The organism is Nostoc sp. NMS9 (genome assembly GCF_017114995.1).
Classification (GTDB): domain Bacteria; phylum Cyanobacteriota; class Cyanobacteriia; order Cyanobacteriales; family Nostocaceae; genus Nostoc.
Genome location: NZ_JABXKL010000074.1, coordinates 99,530 through 115,353, shown reverse-complemented (window position 1 = coordinate 115,353; position 15,824 = coordinate 99,530). Strand labels below are relative to the sequence as shown.

The 15,824-nt window shown below is 39.9% G+C and carries 10 protein-coding genes; 3 read left to right on the top strand and 7 right to left on the bottom strand.

Features of this window, described 5'->3' with window-relative positions:
* Positions 1-38: 38 nt before the first annotated feature.
* The gene (locus HWQ40_RS22900) at positions 39-2,321 is read right to left on the bottom strand and encodes an ATP-binding protein (RefSeq protein ID WP_292782205.1); all 2,283 of its coding nucleotides are present in this window, start codon (positions 2,319-2,321) and stop codon (positions 39-41) included.
* A 124-nt stretch (positions 2,322-2,445) separates the two neighbouring features.
* Complete coding sequence (locus HWQ40_RS22895) at positions 2,446-4,044, bottom strand: extracellular solute-binding protein (RefSeq protein ID WP_292782203.1); 1,599 nt, start codon at positions 4,042-4,044, stop codon at positions 2,446-2,448.
* A 391-nt stretch (positions 4,045-4,435) separates the two neighbouring features.
* Here HWQ40_RS22895 and HWQ40_RS22890 point away from each other — a divergent pair, with 391 nt between their 5' ends.
* The 3 genes from HWQ40_RS22890 to HWQ40_RS22880 are packed head-to-tail and all read left to right on the top strand — an operon-like array spanning position 4,436 to position 7,202.
* Entirely contained in the window at positions 4,436-5,521 is a 1,086-nt protein-coding gene (locus tag HWQ40_RS22890; protein ID WP_292782200.1) for a spermidine/putrescine ABC transporter substrate-binding protein, read from the top strand.
* Positions 5,522-5,549: 28 nt separating this feature from the next.
* Positions 5,550-6,443, top strand: coding sequence for an ABC transporter permease (locus tag HWQ40_RS22885; protein WP_292782420.1), 894 nt, complete (start codon positions 5,550-5,552; stop codon positions 6,441-6,443).
* Positions 6,444-6,497: 54 nt separating this feature from the next.
* Positions 6,498-7,202, top strand: coding sequence for a Uma2 family endonuclease (locus tag HWQ40_RS22880; RefSeq protein ID WP_292782197.1), 705 nt, complete (start codon positions 6,498-6,500; stop codon positions 7,200-7,202).
* A 60-nt stretch (positions 7,203-7,262) separates the two neighbouring features.
* Here HWQ40_RS22880 and HWQ40_RS22875 read toward each other — a convergent pair whose 3' ends face one another.
* The 5 genes from HWQ40_RS22875 to HWQ40_RS22855 form a co-directional block, all read right to left on the bottom strand.
* Positions 7,263-10,880 carry a hybrid sensor histidine kinase/response regulator gene (locus tag HWQ40_RS22875; protein ID WP_292782195.1) on the bottom strand — a complete coding sequence of 1,206 codons (3,618 nt, stop codon included), beginning with the start codon at positions 10,878-10,880 and terminating at the stop codon, positions 7,263-7,265.
* Complete coding sequence (locus tag HWQ40_RS22870; RefSeq protein ID WP_292782192.1) at positions 10,877-11,287, bottom strand: four helix bundle protein; 411 nt, start codon at positions 11,285-11,287, stop codon at positions 10,877-10,879. The genes HWQ40_RS22875 and HWQ40_RS22870 overlap by 4 nt, the downstream gene beginning before the upstream one ends.
* A gap of 136 nt (positions 11,288-11,423) precedes the next feature.
* Positions 11,424-14,732 (bottom strand): GAF domain-containing protein, encoded by a 3,309-nt coding sequence (locus HWQ40_RS22865; protein WP_292782189.1) that lies wholly within the window; start codon positions 14,730-14,732, stop codon positions 11,424-11,426.
* A 125-nt stretch (positions 14,733-14,857) separates the two neighbouring features.
* On the bottom strand, positions 14,858-15,331 hold the full coding sequence (locus HWQ40_RS22860) for a chemotaxis protein CheW (protein WP_292782187.1): 474 nt from the start codon (positions 15,329-15,331) through the stop codon (positions 14,858-14,860).
* A gap of 123 nt (positions 15,332-15,454) precedes the next feature.
* Positions 15,455-15,817 carry a response regulator gene (locus HWQ40_RS22855; RefSeq protein WP_292782185.1) on the bottom strand — a complete coding sequence of 121 codons (363 nt, stop codon included), beginning with the start codon at positions 15,815-15,817 and terminating at the stop codon, positions 15,455-15,457.
* Positions 15,818-15,824: the final 7 nt, after the last annotated feature.

The following is a 15,824-nucleotide window of genomic DNA, read 5'->3' as shown; positions in this document are numbered from 1 at the left end:
AGAATTCTTTTCTAGTGTCTAGTCGCCAGTACCTTCGATTAGGGAAGATACTGTTCAATGAATGCTCGGATTTTTTCAGTCTGGAAATTATCTGCATACTCACGTATCGCTTTAACAAATGGTTGGTATCGCTCATCTGTTTTTTCCAAAGTTTTTAGCTGTTGCTCGATCGCCATCAAGCGTCCCTGCAACGCCAATGTGTGCAACTGAAACAAAACCTCCTCGGTTGGGGGAACAATCTCATCTGGGGTGGATGAAGATATTGCCTCTGAGTTGGCTGCCATTGGCTCCACAGCAATGGAGTTTTGCTCATAAATCCATTTCAGATTCAGGTATTTTTCCAGCAACTTCAGCAGCGCTGAGGCTTCTACAGGCTTGGGTAAAAACGCATCGGCCCCGGCTGTGATACTCTCATTTTGGTTACTTTCAAATACACTAGCTGAAGAGGCGATCGCTGCAACATTCTGCAACTCAGGAATCTGTCGCAACTGTCGCAGCATTTGGTAACCATCCATTTCTGGCATCATCAAGTCTGTAATAATCAGGTCAGGATGAATCTCTTTCGCCTTGGCTAATCCTTCTCGACCATTGCTGACATCAATCACTGCAAAACCCAAGGGTTCCAGTAAACTAACCAAAACCGAGCGATTCTCCCAACGATCATCGACTACCAAGACCTGCCGCTTGCTGCCTTCAAATCCGATAATCTTGCCTTGCTTAGTTGTTCGCAGACTTGCTGCCCATTCTTGAGCTTCGGGAAGTTCAACCTCAAACCAGAAGGTGCTACCTTCTCCAAGTTGGCTGTCCACATTTAGGGTGCTACCCATCAAAGAAACGATTTGCAGACTGATTGCTAGTCCTAGTCCAGTACCTTCTCCTTGTTTTTTCACATCACCCACTTGTTCAAAGGGTTGGAAGATTTTGGTGAGTCCAATTGGCGATATCCCAACACCTGTATCTTCCACCTCAAAGCGAATTTGATAAGTTGCAGTTTCCAGTTTGTGAGTTTTAACGCGAAATGTAACTCCGCCTTCGTCAGTAAACTTAATCGCATTGCCCAATAAGTTAATCAACACTTGGCGTAGGCGTTTTTCATCGACTCTAATGCCAACAGGTAAATTAGAATCAGGTTGATAGGTAAAAGAAATTCCTTTTTGACCAGCACGCACGCGCATCATCTCTGCAATGCCTTCGAGAAGTGCTGGGAAATTCGCATCGCTAGGATACAATTCCAACTTGCGGGCTTCGATTTTGGCGAGGTCAAGGATATCATTAATCAGATTGAGCAAATGATTGCCGCACTGATAGATGATATCTACACCTTTTTTAGCTCGTTCTGTTAAGGTTTCACCATTTTGGAGAATTTGGGCATAGCCCAGGATACCATTGAGCGGAGTTCGCAATTCATGGCTCATGTTAGCGAGGAACTCACTCTTGGCAAGGTTGGCAGTATCGGCTTTCTCTTTTGCTTCTGCTAGTTGTAGTGTCCGTTCTTCTACCTTTTGTTCTAAGGTGGCAAAGGAGGTTTGCAACTGTTTGGCCATGCTGTTAAAAGATGCGGAAAGTTCTCCCAGTTCATCGGTGCGATTGCTCGGTAGAGTTGCATTCCAATTCCCTGTTTCTAATTGTTTGGCAGCGCTGTTAAGTTGTAAAATCGGTAGCACAACCAGCGATCGCGATAGCCAACGCACTAAAAATACAGTTACTAACAACACAGCGAAAAAATTTATCAGAGCAAATCCGGCTACCGAATATTCTTGGCGCACTACAGAACTGGCATCCAGTTCAACCACCAAGAATCCATTCACCCGACCCTGGAGATTGGTAATTGGAGCATAGCCATAAAGAATGGTTTTGCCATTTGCAGTTTGCTGAAATTCCTGCTCAACAAACGGTGCATTGTGGGCAACGGCTGCATACAAAGCATCTAATGACTTTGTGTAATCCATGCCAATCAATACGTTTTTACCTTGATCGGCAGGATCGTAGTTTAAGACATAGACAAATTTTTTATTTGGTTGTTCTCGTATAGTATAAATACGTAAAATATCTTTACTAGTCGATTGAATAGATACAAGTCTATCTTGATTGATTTTGTAAAAGGCGGAAGTGCGATCGCTACGTTGTAGAACCAATCCGTGATAATCGCTATCGATTTGTGGAACTGCCAGACTGACAATCGCCAAAAGACGATTACGGATTGCCTGCCGTTGACTAGAGTATAACTGCCAGTATATCCCCGAAGCTATTGTCCCAGCCATTACTGCAATTAGCACTGAATAGGAAGCAATAATTTTTGTGCTGAGATTCCAATTTCGCACTTGCGTGGCTCCTTTTACAGTCTCAAGCTACTGATATTGGCAGTGCATTGTTAGTCACTCTCAATGTTATTTTTGCCTAATTATTTCTAAGATGCCCACTTCATCTGTCAAATGAACAGTTGGATTAAGGATTGGAGATTTCTCTGGCTGTCGTATTTATGGGGTTTAGCCCAAGGCTGGCACGGTAAGCGGCGTGTTGAGACTCCCGCCCTACTTTGTTAGTAATCTGTTCCCATCTTTGTTCAATCTGCTGCATTGCCTGCTCGGTTGTAATTTTGTTCCCTAAGAACTTAGATACAACGGCATCAAGAACTTCAAATTGATATTGTTGATTATGGGGAACGATCAAACTCAAAACCATATTGGGACTATTCAAGCTAACGCCGAGCGCTGCGAGATAGTTGTTGGCTGCTTCAGACGACATCCCAGATTTAATCCAGGGATCTGAGTTTTGAAATTGCGAAATTCGGTAGGGGTTGAAGCCCGTTGCCCCAATCGTCACATCCACGTTAGACTGAGAGGGTTGACTCATGTAAGAGAAAAACGCATAAGCGGCATCCTTCACTTTTGGTGCTGCCTTGGCATAAATTACACTTGTCCAACCGATATTGGCAGCATAAGGTGCGTGATTGACACCATCAATGGCGTAAGGACAGGTAAACTTATCGCAGGCAACCAGTTTGTTAGTCTTGCGATCGAGCACTTGAGTAGTGCCTGGAGTGATCACAGCCCCTACTTTATCCATCACTTTAGACACAGATAGATCGATGGCTAGGGGTCCAACATCGCCCCAATCGATGGTCAGGGCGCACCTGCCAGTAATAAATAATTCTCTAGCTTTGGAATTACCTAGATTTTCATCCTGGGGAATTCCATAGTCCATCGCTTGTTTATAAATATCCAGTGCTTTGGCAAAAGCGGGATTGTTCACCAGAGGCTTCATTGTGTCTGGGTCAAACAATGCCCCTTGTGCGGTTCCCTGAGATTGCAAAAAAGGAGTGGCAATGGATATCAACAGGCTTGTGTTATTATCAGCAGCACCCTTGGACATACAAGAGCCATAGTCCATTTTACCGTCACCATTCAAGTCTTTGCCGTGAAATTGCTTGGCGATCGCCAGATACTCATCCCAGTTTGTCGGAGGCGTTAACCCCGCTTGCTTTAACAAATCAGTGCGGTAATAAACCATGTGAAAGTCCCCATCCAACGGAATACTGTAGATGCGTCCTTTATAAGTCGCACTAAAATTCCGAAAGATCGGTGCAATATCTTCCCACTGTATGGCTGCATCAGACTTGACTCGCGCCGTTAAATCTTCCACAAAGCCAGCATCGATAAAGTCAATCTGCCATGAAGGTAAAATAACTGCCATATCGTACTTTGAAGCACTGCTAGACCAATCCTTTTGCAGTATGTTGTATAACTTTTGAAAAGGAACGCCCGTCAGATTGACCTTCGCTCCAGTCAAGGCTTCAAACCCAGCAATCCGTCTCTTAGTACCTGTACGAACGGTTTCATCTTGAGTGATAACGTTAATTGTTACACCGTCAAAGCGTTGTGCAGTTTGCTTGATTTGGGTGGGCTGGGGCGATACAGAGATTTGAGAATTGGGTGGGGAGAAACTGCAACCTGGAATTCCTAAGCTCAACCAGAGAGCGACCAGAAAAATTAGATAATATCGAACTCGCTGCCATTGAGAACGAAAGTTTTGCCAATTAGACATTTTATAATTCTGCCAAATCTTGAGAATTTACAGATTTATTGTTCCCAGATATCTGAATTTTGTTATTACGCTTGGATTAAGCTTTTCTCTCTCCCCTGCTTGTCTTAACAGATAAATTTCCACAAAATCAAGCGATTGGCTTATGGGGTTAGCACAAGGCTGGCGCGGTAAGCAGCGCGTTGAGACTCACGGCTTACTTGCACTTTGTTAATTTTTATAACTCAAGCTTGATTAAAAACCGTGCCTAACACTAGCTGACACCAGTAACTTATTAACAGTTGCAAAGGTAGATACACTTAAGTTAATCTTTAAACTACCTATGGGCACTCCAATTAAAGGCATATTTAGAATCAATCGGCAACAATACAAAAGATGATTAACTATTAACTTAATGACTAACAGACGCCAATTTTTAAAAGGGGTAGCAGCACTTTCTAGCTTATCTTTAGGTGGTTGTGGCTGGAGGCTGGCTGAAGTACGTGCTAATTCTAATACCAATAGTCAGCGTCACCAACTTTATATCTTTACCTGGACGCAATATACTGACAACCAATTATTGAAAACTTTTAGCGCCCAAACTGGCATGAAAGTGCTGGCGGATGTGTATGATTCCAATGATGTCATGCTGGCTAAATTGCAAGCTGGAGGCGGTGGCACTTACAGCATCATCAACCCATCTGATTATATGGTGCAGAAGATGGTAGACAAAGGCTTGTTAACAGAAATAAATCACGATCGCTTAATTGGTCTAGAGAATTTATTTCCCCGGTTTCAGAATCCTAGTTATGACCGCAATAACCGCTACAGTATCCCTTTTAACTGGGGGACAACAGGTTTACTTTACAATTCTGCAAAAATTAAAGATGCACCACAAGATTGGGATTTTCTTTGGCAAAATCAAGAGCAACTTAATCAGCGAATGACCTTGCTCAATGATGTTCGAGAAGTTATGGGTGCAACCTTACGAATGCTCGGTTATTCTTACAACTCAAAAAATGAACAAGAAATTAAACAAGCTTATGAAAAATTGAAGCTGCTAAAACCTGCGATCGCCCGTTTTGACACCGACGCTTGGCAAAATCAAATTCTCGCAGGAGATTTACTACTAGCAATGTGTTATTCAGCAGATGCAGTAAAAATCTCTCAAGAAAACCCTAAACTCAAATATGTGATTCCTCGCAGTGGTTCTTCATTATGGACAGACACTATTGTAATTCCCAAAACAGCCCCCAATCAAGCTGGAGCCTATGCTTGGATTAACATGATTTTGCAACCAGAAATAGCAGCCCAACTCACTCAACGCCTGAATATTTCTACGCCGAATAGTGCCGGATTTGAGCAATTGCCAAAAACAATCCAAAACAATGCTAATTTGTTTCCGCCAGAGTCCCTGTTAAAAAATTGTGAACGTGTTACACCTGTAGGAGAATTTGAAGAGGTTTACGATCGTTATTGGACTCAATTAACTAGCAGTTAATTGAGTTAGGAGTTAGGAGTTAGGAGTGATTAATTTGGAAAAAAATGAGATTTCTAAAATAGAACAATTGCAGCACCCCATCAGAAATTGGCTCCAACCTTTGGTATTGCTTGCACCATCTGGGATTTGGTTATTACTTTTGTTGGTGCTGCCGACTTTGATAATTTTTGAGTTAAGTTTAGTTGCAGACATCAGGCCGGGAGATTTAGTCAATCCCAACGGATTCAAAAACTACATCCGAATATTTGACTCCCTCTACGTGCAAGTAATTGGGCGATCGCTATTTTTTGCATTTGGCACTACGATAATTTGTTTAATTTTGGGCTTCCCTGTCGCCTATTGGATTGCTCAGATAGCGCCGCAGCGTTGGCGAAATTTGCTGCTATTAGGCTTTGTTCTACCTTTGTGGACTTCTTCGTTATTGCGCTCTTATGCTTGGATTACAATTCTTCGTCCTACTGGTTTATTGAACAGTTTACTCAGCAATTTAGGCTTGCCTACTTGGGAATTACTTAACAATAGTCAAGCTGTATTGATTGGGATGAGTTACAGCTTATTACCTTATATGGTTTTGATTTTATATGCTTCTCTCGAAAAGCTAGACAAGCGGTTGCTAGAAGCTGCGGCTGATTTAGGTGCAAATCCGGTGGAAACTTTTTGTCAAGTAACTGTACCGCAAATTTTTCCGGGAATTGCGGCTGCTTCTATGCTTGTATTCATCACAGGCTTGGGGGATTTTGTCGATCCAGAATTACTCGGTGGTGCTTCTAGTATGACGGCGGCGCGGTTAGTTTATAACCAGTTTCTTGGAGCAACGCAAAATTGGGGATTTGGTTCAGCCTTGAGTATGACGTTAATTTTGCTTGTTAGTATTGCGATCGCACTTTTGATTAAGTTTGGGGAAGCTACACCCAAGCGCTAAACTTTTGGTTACTCACTTATAATAAAGGCATCAAACGCCAGCGAGACAACGGTTATGCTCTCACCCGATCTCAAAAATGCGTTACCAACTACCGACGAACTCCCCTGTTCAGACGATACACCAGTGGATAACGAAGACCAAAACTTTTTGCCCAACATTTTACTCTTCTTACTTAACTCCATTTGGGCAAATCGTATGGATTGGTACTTCGGAGTAGATATGGGAGTGTATCAGACCACAGGAGTAAATGCCAGAGTACCTGTAGTGCCAAATGCTTTTTTAAGCCTGGGAGTAGAACGGAAAAAGGGTGGAAAATCACGCAAAAGTTACGCGGTTTGGGAAGAAAATGAGATAGTTCCAATATTCACACTAGAAATGGTATCCCATACTCCAGGAGGTGAATACGACGAAAAGCTAGATATATACAGAAAACTCGGTGTATTGTACTACGTAATTTATAATCCTGAGTTTTGGCGACGCGACCAACATCAACCCTTGGAAGTGTATAAGTTGCTCGATGGAAACTACCAACTACAAATAGGTGAACCCTATTTGATGCCAGAGATAGGGTTAGGTATTGGGCGACACCAAGCTGTAATTGGCGGCATACAACAGGAGTTTTTATGTTGGTATGACGAGCAAGGAAAGCGCTATTTGACAGATGCAGAACAGGCACAACAAGAACGATCGCGGGCCGAACAATTAGCCGAGTATTTACGTTCTCTAGGTGTAGATTCAAATAATCTACCTGGTAATTAAGTAGGGCTATTTTATTTCCACTAAATAGCCCTACTTAATTAAGGCGATCTGCCAAAATTATCAATTATTTTTCACTATGAGTAAACGATCTAAATCATCTGTATTACTATTCATTAACTCTTTAATTTTAGAGATAAACTCATGTTCTAAAAAAGGCTTGGTTAAGTAAGCTTTTGCACCCAATTCTTGGGCAAGTTGGCGATGTTTTTCAGCGCTGCGAGAAGTAAGAATAACCACAGGTATTTTTGCTAAATTGGTGTATTGGCGGAAATTGCTCAATAACTCAAAACCATTCATTCGTGGCATCTCTAAATCGGATACAACAACTTTAATTTCAGGATGTAACTGCAATTTTTCTAGAGCTTCTACACCATTTTGAGCTTGTATTACTTGATAGCCAGATTTTTGTAAAGTCAGAGAGAGAGTTTGCCGGAGACTAATTGCATCATCTACTACTAAAACAACTTTTGGTAATTTATGATCTGGCTCTTGAGAATAACTGGGTTGGGTTTCTATAGTTGTTGTAGAAGTCGATGCCGCAAGTAATGGTGTAGATGAAAAAGTATGCCCTGATATCGGCAAGGCTTTTTTATTTGACGAAGAAGCTACTGGTAGCGCCCTGATATCAAGTGTTGTTTGTTGGATTTCGCTAGATTTTACTAGCAACAAAGCATCAATTACTAAGATGAGATTACCATTGGCTAAACTACTACAACCATAAATGTATTTTGGCGGTGCGATCGCATTTCCTAAAGGTCTGATTACCAGTTCTTGTTCACCAATTATTTGGTCAACTTCTAAAGCAACCTTTCCCTGATTTCGCTGTAGCAAAAGCACCGGATTTTTCGCTACACTTGGGTCGTGAGTATTTGATGTGTTGTATGGAGTCTCATTATTAATCAATGAACCATTATAATTAATCAACTTTGAAAGTTGACGAAGGCTAACCATAGTCTCATCATTGTCTATATTCCAATACAAGACTTTTTTTCCTTCAATTTCTTTAATCTGTTGTTCAGAGGGAATTAATATTTTTTCGATACTGTCTAACATCAGACCATAAACAACACCTTTGGCTTGAACTAGCATTAACTTTTCTGTAGTCATAGAAAAAGGAATTTTGAGTATGAATATTGTTCCTTGGTTGGGTAAGGATTGAACTGAAATCGAGCCGTTGAGTGCGTGCATCTGAGTACGCACAATATCTAAACCCATGCCACGCCCAGAAATTTCACTTACTTTATTTGCAGTAGTAAATCCAGGCGAAAATATCAAATCTAAAAGTTCAGGTTCAGCCAGACTAGAAGCATAGTTTCTAGTTTTTTCTTCAGTTTGTATGGGATAAAGTTCAACAGCTTTTCTGCGAATTCTATCTAAATTCAATCCCTGACCATCATCTCGAACTTCGATAACAGTTTGGCTACCCTGATGATAAGCGCAGATTTCGATTAAACCTTGTTCTGGTTTACCAAGCTCTCGGCGAACTTGCGGAGCTTCAATACCGTGGTCAAAAGCATTACGCACTAAGTGTAACAAGGGATCGTAGAGCTTTTCTGCGATCGCTTTATCTACCAGTACTTCACTACCAGTAAGTTTCAATTCTACAAGTTTGGCATGAACATTCCCCAACTTATTTACCATCTGGGGGAAACGATTCAGAATATTACCCAAAGGCGACATTCGTGCTTCGACTAAGCTATCTATAATATTAAGAGTTAAATTCTCTTGTTTATCACTAATTTGAGTAGCTTGTGTCAGAAGCAAATCAAGAGACTCTGTGGTTTCTTGTAGTTGCAGTGTCTCTTCTATTGCTTCATGCAATGTAGTATGAAATTCTGTATATACATCCATTTCTAGAGAGTCAAAATCCACTGCAAAACTTTGCGTTTGTTGTGAGGTAATATTTTGTATTTGTAAAGGTAGATCGCGTAACTCATTTAAAGTTGTTTGGTGTCTAGTAATTTGCTGTACTAGTTGGTCAATTATTTCTTTGACTTGTTCATCTTGTAAACTACACCGTTTTTGGTAAATAAGCAATTCTCCAGCTAGATAATTGAGGTGTTGCAGTCTCTCTGTATCTACCCGAATAAATGAAGGTTGGCGAGAGTTTTTAGTTTGAACATACTGTGATTTATCTTCTATTTCTTTGTTGATTTGTGTAGCTATATCAGGCATAACTTCAATAGCTGTTTCAGGAACATCTAGAACTTCCTGCTCACTGACAGTTAATGAATCAAGCTTTCCTGAAGAATCATCAGTCTGGGTTGTCACAATTTCAACAGCAAGGTTTTGACTAGCTTCTTCTCCCCATATTGCTTCTAGTAAGTTCTCATTTGATTGAGAAGATACAATCTCTTTAATCACTAACAGTTTTTGTAACTTGGGACTATCAAGCCAATTTTTCTCTTCGCTAGTAACAGGAGGATAAATTTTATATTCTTTTGCTAATTTGTGAATTTGGTTTTGTAATATTTTAATTTCTGAGAGGTGGCTATCAGATGCTTTCAGAGAATATTGAAACTTTGCAACTGCAAATAGGATGATTAAGATGATCCCACGTCGATAAATACAAAGACTTTGACTATCTTCTTCATCTTGAACAAAATCAAGAAAGTCTTTCAGCCAGTTTTCGATATAATTAAACAGATGTTTTCTTTCTAACCTGGGAACTAGTAAAGTCAAACTCAGTTCCGACTCTGGTATTTCCATCTGGTGATTAAACCAGCCATAAATGTAGCGAATTACTTTTAAATAAAACTTGGCAGTTGTTGGTTTTACCGATTCGCTTTTATTATCAGATGTAGCGAGAAACTGATAAAACTCTTCTTCATGGATAAAAACTTTACTAGCAGATGAATCATTTTGTAATTCTTCAGATAACTCATTATTTGCCACTACTGCAAGTTTTCGCAAACCTGAAGAAGGTTCTCCACCAGATGTGCGATCGCCTGCTAATACCATTTTTTTTGCTTGTTGTAAATCTGCAAGGGCAATTTCTGCAATTTGCTGTACTTGACTGGGATTTGCTTGCAACGCTGAGAGAATCGTTTGGGAAATTTCTCCCAATCCAGGTAAATTTAGAGATTCTGCCAAGCCAAGAAATACTTCAGCTTGAGAGTGTAAAAAGTCAATAAATTCGTCACTATTTGGTGGATTGTTAACAATGCCAGCAATACTATTTAGACGTTGTTCTACTCCTACTTCAAAAACAGATTGTACAATATCAAATCCCAATTCTTCAGAAGTGGGAATATGAGATTCAGCACCAAATACATTACCCAGTTTTTCTTGCAACTGTGTGAACACTGAAGTCGCTCGATGAAGTAGTTCTTCATCATTAACAGTACTGCCTATTAACTCAGTATTTAATGCTATACTCAAACACTCATAAGCTTGTAATAAAAGTGTTTGAAATTCTGCATCAACTACCACTTTTGGATTGTATAAAGCCTTAAATACATCTTCTAAAAAATGGGCGATCATCTTAATTAATTCTAGCCCAACGTTAGCAGCACCACCTTTAAGTGTATGGGTCGCACGCATTAAGTTGTGAATTTTTGCAATGCTATTATTTTCTGATAAGCTAAATAATTCTTGTTCAATAATTTGGACTAATTCTGGGGCTTCAGCTAGAAAGTAGATGTATCCTTGTTCGCGAATTTCGCTATCTGTGATCATAATTGGGGAGTGGGGTGTGGGGAGTTAGGAATTAGGAGTTGGGAGTTAGGAGTTGATCGACCAATTGATTTTTCAGTTGTCTTGACTATTGAACTCAAAATCCGAATGATTTCGTCTGCATAAATTAGTTCATTAGTTAAATCAATATTTACTAGTTTGGACTGTTGTAGTAGACGTAGCCAGTATTTGGTTTCCCTAGCTTCTTTGTATGCAATATACATTTTTGCCAATAAATCTTTTCTACTCTGACCACCGCTAGCCTCTTCAACATTCGCGCCGATACTTGTCCCACTTCGTAGTAATTGCTTAGAAAGCACATATTCCCATTGCTCTTGCAGTTTAATATATAGGTGAATAATTTCTAAAACAAATTTAAAACTTTTCTGTTGAATAATACTCTCTGCCAATTACTCTTCTCCTCTCTTTAACTAAAAAGTTATAAGTAATTAAGGTCAAAGCATTTTACATTTGCCAATAAAATAGTGCTTTATATAATTAATCCTTTGACCTAATAACTCCTAACTCCTAACTCCTAACTGTTTTTCATTTCACTTTAAACTTACTAGCAGTTGTTAATAACTCTTGCGCCATTCCTGATAAATTTTGGAACACAGTCGCAATTTCTTGAGATTCAGCAAAAGTTTTATCGGCAATTTCTGCGACATCTTGCATTGATTTAGTTACTGTTACAGATTGCGCCATTTGTTTTTGAGTTGCTGCGGTAATTCGCTCGATTAGCTGACTAATTTCGGCAGTTGCAGAAACGATCGCATTTAAGTTTTGGCGAGTGTCACTGACAAGATTTGTACCTTCTACTACCTGCTGAATACCAGTTTCCATTGCTACTGCGACTTCTCCGGTTTCTGCTTGAATCTCCTGGACTAATTTTTCAATTTCGATGGTTGCTGCTGCTGATTGGCGAGATAAAGAACGGACTTCATCAGCTACAACTGCAAAGCCTTTGCCATATTCACCGGCACGAGTAGCTTCAATGGCTGCATTCAGAGCGAGTACGTTTGTCTGTGTGGCAAAATTACCAATCAAATTCACCACTTTGGAGATTTTTTGTGAGGATTCGCTGAGACGTTTAATCTTTTTGCTGGTTTGAGCGACGGTTTCACGAATTCCTTGGATTGCTTTTACAGTCAGGTTCATGGCAGTATCGCCAGACTCTACAGTTTGATTGGCTTTTTGCACTGCTAGTTGTACTAACTCAGCATTGGCTACTACAGCTTGAGTAGAGTCCACCATCTGTTGAATGTCATCTAAAGCTGCGGTAATTTCCTCAGACTGTTGTTGTGCCAGATTGGTTAGTCCCGCTAGGGAAGCCTCACTATTGCTAGAAGTTTGGGCAACTTGTTGAGCAGCTCCTTGTACCTGAACAACAATTTCCCGCAGTGCTTGCAGAGTATTATTGTAAGCATCTGCGATTGTGCCTAGCTCGTCTTCTGTAATCGGTGCGCGTACTGTTAAGTCGCCGTTAAGGGCGGGTCTAAGGGCTTTTAAGAGTTGAATAGATCGTTGTTGTAGTAACTCCTTAGCTGCCTTTTCCCGTGTTGCTGCTTCTGCTAATTTTGCTGACTGCGCTTGTACTTGTTGCAAGTATTCGGTGTGTTGTAATGCCAGTCCTAACTGGCTGCCAATACGTCCTAACAAAGTAACTTCTAATTCTTCCCAATCACGAGTTCCCGAATTTTGATAAGCTGCCAGCAATCCCCACAATTCTTCCCCAGCAAATACAGGAACAATTACATAGGCTTTGGCTTCAAATTGCTCTAAAACTTCAATGTGACAAGGAGAATGACCTACCTGATAGATATCATGTACAACAAAGTTTTCCCCTTGGGCATATCGACCTCCTTGAGTTTCTTGTAAGTGGGTATCTTCCCAGACAGTTTTGATATCGGGGCCTACCAGTTTTACCCAAAGATGACCTGCTGACTCTGCGACAAATTCCCCACTCCAGTTAGGATTGAAGCGATACACGGCAACGCGATCGCATCGCAGTAATTGTCTTACTTCTTGAGTAGTTGTTTTGAAGATTTCTTCTACATCTAAAGATTGCCGAATGCGGTTACTGATCTTGGTGACAGCTTTCTCTTGTTCTGCTATTTGAGCTAGTTTCTCAGATTTCACCCGCACTAATTCCAAATAGTCTATCTGTGATTTAGCTAGGCTAAATTGCAAGCTAGTCTGAACCAAAAAGTTCACTTCCCAGCTTTGCCATTCACGGGAGCTAGAATTTTGATAAGCTGCCAGCAATCCCCACAGTTTATCCCCGAAAAATATCGGAGCAATCATGTAAGCTTTGGCTTCAAACTGTTCTAAAATCTCAATATGACAGGGAGCAAGCCCTACTTCATAGATATTATTGACGATAAAGTTTTCACCTCTGACATACCGACCTCCCTTAGTTTCTTGCAAGTAGGTATCGTCCAAAACAGTTTTAATATCAGGGCCTACCAGTTTTGTCCAACCAGTACCCACAGACTCAGCCACAAATTCGCCACCCCAGTCAGGGTTAAAACGATAGACAGCGACGCGATCGCATTGTAGTGATTGACGCACTTCTTGAGTGGTTGTTTTAAAGACGCTTTCTACATCTAAAGATTGTCTGATGCGGTTGACTATCTTAGTGAAAACTTTTTCTTGTTCAACTATTTGAGCTAGTTGGTCAGATTTCGTCTGCACTTGTTCGAGATATTCCCCTTGTGAGATAGCTACACCAAATTGCAACCCAATTTGAGTTACAAAGCTTTCTTCCCAAGGTTGCCAATCACGAGGCCCAGAATTTTGATAAGCTGCCAACAAACCCCATAATTTTTCTCCAGCAAATATGGGTGCAATGATGTAAGCCTTCATTTCATACTGCTCTAAAATGTCAATGTGACATTGAGCATGACCCATTTGATAAATGTCATTGACTACAAAGCTTTCACCCTTGGCATAACGTCCTCCTTGAGTGTCTTGTAAGTGGCTATCTTCCCAGACCATGTAAAAATCAGGGCCGACCATTTTTATCCAGCCATTACCCACTGACTCAGCGACAAACTCGCCACTCCAGTCAGGTTTGAAGCGATAAACACCGACGCGATCGCATTTTAGTAATTGACGTACTTCTTGAGTGGTTGTTTGAAAAAGCTTATCAACATTTGATACCCGCAGAATTTTGTCGATGACTTTAGCTACCGATTTTTTTGCTAGTATCCGCTGTTGCTGTTCTTTTTGGAATTCAAAGCTCTGTAATTTGTAAATTAGTTCTGTTGTAAGTTGAGATAGTAGGCTAATTTCTCCTTCTTGCCACTGCCGCGTTGAGTAGCAATTATTGACTGCTAGTAAGCCCCACACTTTACCTTCTACCACAATCGGTAAACTCAAACTAGCTTTAATTTGAAATTTATCTAGCAGTTGTTTTTGATAAGGGGTAAGTTGAATCTGATTGATATCGTCAATAACTACAGCTTCTACATAGTCTTGATTGGTATATAAGCCAAAAATAATTCCGGGAATCTTTTCGCCTAAAGTTGGAGTCCAACCTAATGTTCTTGACTCTGCTAAAACATTACCTGATTCTCGCGAAGTAAACTGATAAATTAAGGCGCGATCGCAGCCAATCTTTTCTCTAACTTGTGCTACAGTGATCTTAAGTAATGTATCAATGTCTGGGGCTTGGCGCATGTGAGTTGCGATATCTTTCAACTGTCGCCGCCATGTTTTAAATTCTTGAGCGATCGCACTTAATAAAGATATTTCACTACTAGCAATATTTGCTATGTGAGCGTTACCATTCTGATTTTCTAATTCAGAGATTAGATGCTCGTTATCATGATTATTGTTATACAAAAATGTCATTTGATTAACCTCAAAAACTGCGATGGGTAATAGCTTGATATGTTGCAAGCAAAAGTTATCTGATATTTACTCATTAAGGATTAGGAATTTTCAAAACAATAACCTAATCACACCTTACTAAATATTCAATTATGAATTTCCCATGCTGGAGCTTGAATAATAGTTGTTGCATCCAGATTAAAAATTATCTCTTCTGAATCATTAATAAAGTATCCCTGTAAAAAAGGTGATATTTTCGGATAAAATAATTCAGCAGTTGCGAGTTTCATTTCTTTAGTATTTAGCCATTCAATATCTATAAGTTGTCGCACCAAAAGTCCCAAATACTTACCTTTATTTTCCAGAACAATTGCCATCATTCTTGAAAGTAAATTTGATCCTTGCGAAATAGGAGGATAACCTAACATTGCCTCTAAATCAACTAACCAAAGCATCTCACCGCGCCAGTTATAAATACCTAAAACGCTACTTGGCATCTGAGGAACACCACATATTTCTGGTAATGATACTTGCAAAACTTCTGTGATGTGTTGTAAAGAAATGACGGCTGTATCACTTACTCCCAAATTAAAACTTAAAAACTTTTCCTGGGTTTCCAAAACTATTGATCCTTTGTCTTTGATTATTTATCTTTAGCCACTGGTTGCAGTTATTTCCTCTTCTTGGAGAGATTCTATCTAAGAAATAGTGACTTCTAAGATTTGTTGATTGATAATATTTTACTAATTAAGTAATCGTTTTATAATTACCACTAATTCGTCTCGATCAATCGGTTTTGATAAATAACCATCAGCGCCTAACATATTACCCCAAATTTTATCTACATCGCTATTTTTTGTAGAGCAAAAAACTACAGGTATATTACTAGTGTCGGGATTATTTTTCAGTTCTCGGCAAATTTCAAAGCCACTTTTACCTGGTAAAATTACGTCGAGAAATATTAAGTCTGGCTTATTTTTATCTATTTTGTCTTGAGCCTCTTCACTACTAGTGGCACTAATCACAGAATAACCTGCCTGTTGTAAGTAACGGCTGATTATTTCCATATCTGTTAAGCCATCTTCAACAACTAAAACAGTATTCATGGCAATT